The 5,485-nt window shown below is 70.7% G+C and carries 8 protein-coding genes; 2 read left to right on the forward strand and 6 right to left on the reverse strand.

The window, feature by feature from the left end; all coding sequences use genetic code 11:
- A partial coding sequence (locus tag FL344_RS37735) for a hypothetical protein (RefSeq protein WP_228565662.1) occupies positions 1–1,161 on the forward strand: 1,161 nt, incomplete at its 5' end.
- Positions 1,162–1,168: 7 nt separating this feature from the next.
- On the opposite strand, the gene FL344_RS37740 is transcribed toward FL344_RS37735, so the two are convergent.
- On the reverse strand, positions 1,169–1,462 hold the full coding sequence (locus tag FL344_RS37740; protein ID WP_141621908.1) for a hypothetical protein: 294 nt from the start codon (positions 1,460–1,462) through the stop codon (positions 1,169–1,171).
- Between the two features lie 54 nt (positions 1,463–1,516).
- On the reverse strand, positions 1,517–1,747 hold the full coding sequence (locus FL344_RS37745) for a hypothetical protein (RefSeq protein ID WP_141594601.1): 231 nt from the start codon (positions 1,745–1,747) through the stop codon (positions 1,517–1,519).
- Positions 1,748–1,945: 198 nt separating this feature from the next.
- Here FL344_RS37745 and FL344_RS37750 point away from each other — a divergent pair, with 198 nt between their 5' ends.
- On the forward strand, positions 1,946–2,155 hold the full coding sequence (locus FL344_RS37750; protein WP_011550932.1) for a hypothetical protein: 210 nt from the start codon (positions 1,946–1,948) through the stop codon (positions 2,153–2,155).
- A gap of 12 nt (positions 2,156–2,167) precedes the next feature.
- On the opposite strand, the gene FL344_RS37755 is transcribed toward FL344_RS37750, so the two are convergent.
- The 4 genes from FL344_RS37755 to FL344_RS37770 form a co-directional block, all read right to left on the reverse strand.
- Positions 2,168–2,764: a hypothetical protein gene (locus FL344_RS37755; protein ID WP_141621909.1), complete on the reverse strand. Its 597-nt coding sequence runs from the start codon at positions 2,762–2,764 to the stop codon at positions 2,168–2,170.
- A 130-nt stretch (positions 2,765–2,894) separates the two neighbouring features.
- Complete coding sequence (locus tag FL344_RS37760; protein WP_171452380.1) at positions 2,895–3,695, reverse strand: nucleotidyltransferase family protein; 801 nt, start codon at positions 3,693–3,695, stop codon at positions 2,895–2,897.
- A 131-nt stretch (positions 3,696–3,826) separates the two neighbouring features.
- Positions 3,827–4,732 (reverse strand): AEC family transporter, encoded by a 906-nt coding sequence (locus FL344_RS37765; protein ID WP_141594606.1) that lies wholly within the window; start codon positions 4,730–4,732, stop codon positions 3,827–3,829.
- A gap of 116 nt (positions 4,733–4,848) precedes the next feature.
- Positions 4,849–5,485: PPC domain-containing protein (locus tag FL344_RS37770; RefSeq protein ID WP_194863406.1), on the reverse strand; the 637-nt coding region annotated here is incomplete at its 5' end.

Consider the following 5,485-nt stretch of genomic DNA (forward strand, 5'->3'; position numbering starts at 1 on the left):
CCCCAGGACGTGCTTCCCGTGCGCCTGGAATCGCTCCTGGAAGAATTGACCGACCGGCATCTCGCGGACCGACTGGAGCGCGTGCACCGCGCGGCGGCGGTGGCCATCGACCGGCTGGGGCACCTGAGCATCGCGAAGTACGAGCCCACGTCGGTGGAGGCGGACGGCGGCGCGGACCTGTCGCTGTGGGAGACGATGGCGCCGGCCATTGGCGACACGCTGGTGGGCGTCAACCAGCTCATCAGCGCCGTCCACCAGGAGTTCCCGCCCCCCACGCGCCCAGTCGGACTCGGCGACGGTGGCTGGGCCCCACCGCCGGCCAGCTCGGATGAGCGGCTGGCGCAGGAGGTGGAGGCGGTGCTGCACGCCATTGCGGACCGGCTGGCCCGGCGTGTGGCGGAGCTGGGACAGCAGATGCGCCGCCCGGAGGTGGTGAGCGACCGCTGGACGCTGATGGCCGAGCTGCAAGCCTTCCGCGCCGACTTCCGCGTGCGCATCGGCGACCTCGTGTACCTCACCGCCTCGGCCTTCGCCGACGTGCGCCGCGAAGAGGTGGTGCCCGGCTACGCCCACCAGGTGGGCGCACGGGCGGCGCTGCGCGCGGCGGCGGACCTGCGCCGCTCCCTGCAAGGCCGGCTGGAGCGCGCGACGAAGGCGGAGCCCCGCGCGCGCCCCGCGCTGGCACGGCAGGTGGCGGAGAGCCTGTCCGCCTTCGTGTCCCTTCCCGCGTCAGTGGCGCTGCGCACGCCGCAGAAGCACCAGGTGCTGGAGCTGCGCGCGCGGCTGCTGGACACGGCCACCCAGGCGGAGCTGGCGCCGGACGCGCTGTCGGGGCTGGTGGAGCCCTACCTCGCGGCCTTGGAAGCGCAGATGGAAGAGGTGACGCGCACCTGGCTCGTCGTCCACGACCGCGCGGTGTGGGCATCCTGCGGCACGAAGCTGGAACAGGCGGACATGCACCTCACGCTGGGCTCACGGGGCGCGGAGCGCGTGCTGGCGGAGGCGGTGGAGGCGGCGGGCGCGCTCCAGGGCCGCTCGGCGCCCTTCGACGCCTTCCTGCGCAAGGCGAGGCAGGAGGCGGGCGACGGACTGGAGGAGGCAGGGGCGCGGGAGCTGCTCGGCCGGTTCCGGGAGCGGCTCGCGGCCCTGCCCTTCAGTTGAAGCGGGATTACGGCTTGGCGCCTTCGGCCTTCGCGCCCTCGGGCAGCGCGGGCGACTCGGGCTTCGGCGGGAGGATGCGCAGCTCGTCGTAGCGCGCGGCCAGCGTCTCCGGCGTCAACTCCTCCTGCCACTGCTTGGGGTTGGTGTTCCAGCCGAAGTCGGCCGGCACCTTGCCGCCGCCCTGGCTGGCGTAGCCAATCATGTCCGGGAACTGCTTGGACCAACGGCCCGCGGGGTCCGGCTCCTTGGTGATGAGCTGGCGGTTGGGACGGTGAAGGAAGGGCTTGGGTGCGTCACTCATGGCCCGTAGCCTCTCCGAAAGCAGCCCGCGAGGGTAGAGGGAAGACGCGGAGCCTCAGGCCGCCCGGCGGGTCCGCTTGCGGCGCCCGGTGCTCACCGGCGGCAGCACGCGGGGGCCCATTTCGAACACCGCGGCGAAGAAGCGGGCCTGGGCCTCGCTGCCATACCGGTATCGGCGCACCGCCCCGGCCCACGTCTCCACCTCCACACCCCAGCCTCGCCGGTCATGGAGGAGCTCCACCCGCAGCACCCCACCCATGCCGCCATCCGCACCCTGTGCATCCATGCCCCGGCCCCTTGAAATCCCCGTGCCAGGGCGCACACGCGACATCACCGGGTTGCGGTGTCTGCCACCCACCAAAGCGCGGCGGGCCCGTAAGGAATGCAGGAGGGCTCGGCTGCCCGCCTGCCCGCTGGGCCATGCCCGACCGGGGGACACCTCAGGTCGCCTTGTGCCCCGCGATTCCTGCGTTAACTCAGAAGCATGACTCAATTCGAGAGCAACACCGGCGAGCGGTTCGCCGAATTCGTCCTCCCCGACGGCTGCGTGCTCTGCGGTGGAGAGGTGACTGTGCGTGCCTCTCAGGCGGGTGCACACAGCTATTGCCCGCGGTGCCACTGGCTGTCCAAGCCCAGCATGCGCGTGCGCGACAACGGCGTAGAGCTGTCCTTCGCCACCACCGTGCTCGCCTGAGCACGCGCCGCCTCACGGCGGCAACATCGTCTCCGACAGCAACAGCGCCAGCAGGGTCGCCTTCTCGCCCTGCCCGAGGCGCAGCACTTCCTCGGGCAGGGACAGGGAGACGGGGCCCGGCTGGAGCGTCGTCCCAGGCTGGCAGGTGCGCCAGCCCGAATACCCTTCTCCCTTCACGGACAGCGTGTAGTTGCATCCGCCCATGGCGCCAGCGATGGCGAAGGGCGCGATGACGAGGCTCGACGGCTGGCTGGCGAAGTTTCCCTCCAGACGCAGGCCCGGCTCTGGCGTCCTTTCGAGGACGCGGAGGTCGACGGTGCCCTCCCCCACGCGTCCGAGCAGGTTTCCGCTGGCCCAGCCGACATCCACGTCACTGCCACGCACCTGTCCCACCAGCGCGGCGCCGCGCTGACGCAGCTCCACGCCGGGCCCCCGCACGGCGCCGCCCTCCTCCAGGGACAGCGCCACCGACTGCGAGCCCGCTTCGAGCCGCAGCGGTCCTCCTTCTCCGGTGACGGAGACCTGTGCCCGCGAGGAGGGCGCGAGCGTCAGACACAGCACGCCCAGGATTCCGATGACACCTCGTGGCCCTGTTTCGCTCCGTGACACATGACACCTGCTTTCGGCGGGTCCTCTGCCCGAAGGTGAGGCTCCGCCGAAGTCGTGGCAGGGGCCGTGGACCTGGCGCGCTCACGCCGGGACTCGAAAGGTCCCGGGAAGCGAGCGCGAGGTCCGTGGCTCAGTGGCCGCCGTACGTACCGCTCGCGGCGGGCACCGCTTCGGGCTCGCACTCGCGCCTGCGCTCGGATTCATCCCAGGCGCGGCCGTCCTCGTAGCCCCACTCGTCGACGTCCACCTGGTAGCTGACCTGCGACAGCAGCCGGCCCCGGCACAGCTGCGAGTCCCAGTTGCCCTCCGCCAGCGAGCTGTTGGCGCGGGAGAGCAGCTCGCGCATCACCCACTCCGGGACGATGTCGCGGTCCGCGGGGTACGCGAAGCGGAAGAACATCAGGTGCGCGAGCAGCACCTCCCAGTACCGGTCGAAGCGCGCCAGCAGCCGCGGCCAGTCGAACGTGCGCCCCGTCTTCAGGAGCAGGTGCGTGAGCTCGTGCCCATCGAAGCGCTCTCGCTCCAGGACGAAGGCCTTGCTCCAATAGATTTCCTCCGCCGGAGGCACGTTGCACGCGCAGTTCAGCAGCCGGGCGCGGACCGCGTGCTCGAACCAGCCGTCGTCAACGACGGTGATGCCATTGCCGGACGCGAAGATGAGGTCGACGAGGAAGTCGTCCCAGAAGGCCTTGTGCAGCCAGCCGTGGACGTTGCTCTGCGTGCTCCAGCCATTGCGCGCGAGCACTTCCAATGCGCGGTCCGCGTCGTCCTTGCGGATGAACAGGTCCAGGTCCTTCGTGTCTCGATAGATGCCCGTGTAGTGGGCGAACGCGTAGGCGCCGCCGACGAGGAACGGGATTCGCGCGTCAGACAACAATTGGATGGCATAGGCCCGTGCGCCCAGCTCGGCGACCGGCCGCCGAACCTCCATCCGCCGTGGGTCTCCCCCGGGCGCGCCCGAGGCCTTCGGTGGTTGCTCAGCCATGCGCCAAAAATAGGAGCGCGATGCCGGGACGACAGCGGTCCGGCCGCGTGGCAGGCCGCAGAGCGGCCGGGCGTGCGTCAGCGCGCCAACATCAACATCAGCGGCGCCGTCGCGAAGGACAGCGGAACGCCCACTCCCACCATCAACACCGCCAGGTCCGGGTCCAGGTCATGCTCGGCCGCGAGGATGGCCGCGCTCACCATGGGCCCCATGGCCGACTGTAGCAGCGTGGCCTGCACCACCATGGGCGCCAGCCCTGGCAAGGCCAGCAGGCCCGCGGCCGTCAGCGCCGGCACCAGCAGCAGCTTGTACGACAGCCCCAGGGCCACCGCGGGCAGCCGGGGCTTGATGCCCGACAGGCGCAGTTGCAGGCCAATGGCGAACAGGGCCAGCGGCGTCAGCAGCGCGCCCAGCCGCTCCAGCACTCCGTCCAGCCAGACGGGATAGGCCCAAGGCCGCGTCGCCAACGCCACGACCAGCGCCAGGAACGCGGGGAAGGTGGCCACCTTGCGCGCGAGTTGGCGCAGGGACAGCGGCGTGTCCGCGCCCGCCCGGGCCGCCGCCACCGTGGCCAGCGAGGACAGCACCAGGAAGGAGCCGAGCTGATCCACCACCACCGCCACCGGCAGGCCCCTGTCACCCAGCAGCGCCTCCGCCATGGGCAGCCCCACGAAGGCGGTGTTGCCCAGCCCCGCCGTCAGCACCAACGCCATGATGGACGGCTTCGACAGCCCAAGCCGGGGCCCCAGCAGCCGGAAGAACGGCCCCGCGCCCAGGTAGTAGAGCCACGGCACCGAGGCGGCGACGAGGAGCTCCGGCACGAACACCAACTGGTGCATGGCCCGCAGCACCAGCGCGGGCAGCGCCACGTACAGCACGAAGGTGTTGAACGCCCCGGCGGAGCCCTCCGGGAACTTCCCACTGTGCCGGGCCAGGACGCCCAGCACCATACACGCCCCCAACAGCCCGATGACGTTCCCCATGGCGGGCGCAGCGTCTCAGCCCGCCGCGTCGGACTCCAGCGACATGCGGAAAAAGAAACGGGCGGCCTTCCCGTGGAGGAAGACCGCCCGTCGTTCACTTCACGTCGAAGCCTGGACTACGGCTTGGTGTAGTTGATGGCCAGGTTGAACGTACCGGCCGTGTAGCCACGCACCATGATGTACGCGGTGGTCTGGCCCGCGGGCACCGCGATGTCGCACGTCTCGGAAGCGCCGGCGAGGTACGGACGGCAGTTGTACGCGCTCGTGGTGGGGGCCGCGCCAAAGCGGACGTAGAGGTCCGGGTCACCCGAGCCCGTCATCACGACCTTGAAGTTGGTGCCGGCCTTCACGCTGAAGGGGCCGTAGTTCTGGCTGCCACCCGAGGTCACGGAGCCAGAGCGCGTCTCGCTCGTGGGCGTGCCGCTACCACCGCCCAGGGGCGCCAGGTAGTTGATGGTCAGGCTGAAGCTGGCGGCCGAGTAGCCACGCACCATGATGTACGCGCTGGTCACGCCTTCCGGGACCTCGAGCTCGCAGGTCTCGTTGGCGCCGGCGAGGTACGGACGGCAGGTGTACGCGGTCGTGGTGGGAGCCGCGCCAAAGCGGACGTAGAGGTCCGGGTCACCCGAGCCCGTCCCCGTCATCACGACCTTGAAGGTCGAGCGGGGAACGACGGTGAAAGGACCGTAGTTGACGTTCGCGTTCGCGCCGACAGAGCCCGTGCGGGTCTCCGTGGTGGGCACACCTTCCGGG

Origin of the sequence: Myxococcus sp. AB036A (assembly GCF_006547355.1) — a bacterium.
GTDB lineage: Bacteria > Myxococcota > Myxococcia > Myxococcales > Myxococcaceae > Myxococcus > Myxococcus virescens.

Bases quoted from the DNA above. Each gene is read 5' to 3' on its own strand.
- FL344_RS37760 (WP_171452380.1), bottom strand. From the start codon at position 3,695: ATGGAGGTTCGGCGGCCGGTCGCCGAGCTGGGCGCACGGGCCTATGCC.
- FL344_RS37745 (WP_141594601.1), bottom strand. From the start codon at position 1,747: ATGGATGCACAGGGTGCGGATGGCGGCATGGGTGGGGTGCTGCGGGTG.
- FL344_RS37740 (WP_141621908.1), bottom strand. From the start codon at position 1,462: ATGAGTGACGCACCCAAGCCCTTCCTTCACCGTCCCAACCGCCAGCTC.
- FL344_RS37765 (WP_141594606.1), bottom strand. From the start codon at position 4,732: ATGGGGAACGTCATCGGGCTGTTGGGGGCGTGTATGGTGCTGGGCGTC.
- FL344_RS37750 (WP_011550932.1), top strand. From the start codon at position 1,946: ATGACTCAATTCGAGAGCAACACCGGCGAGCGGTTCGCCGAATTCGTC.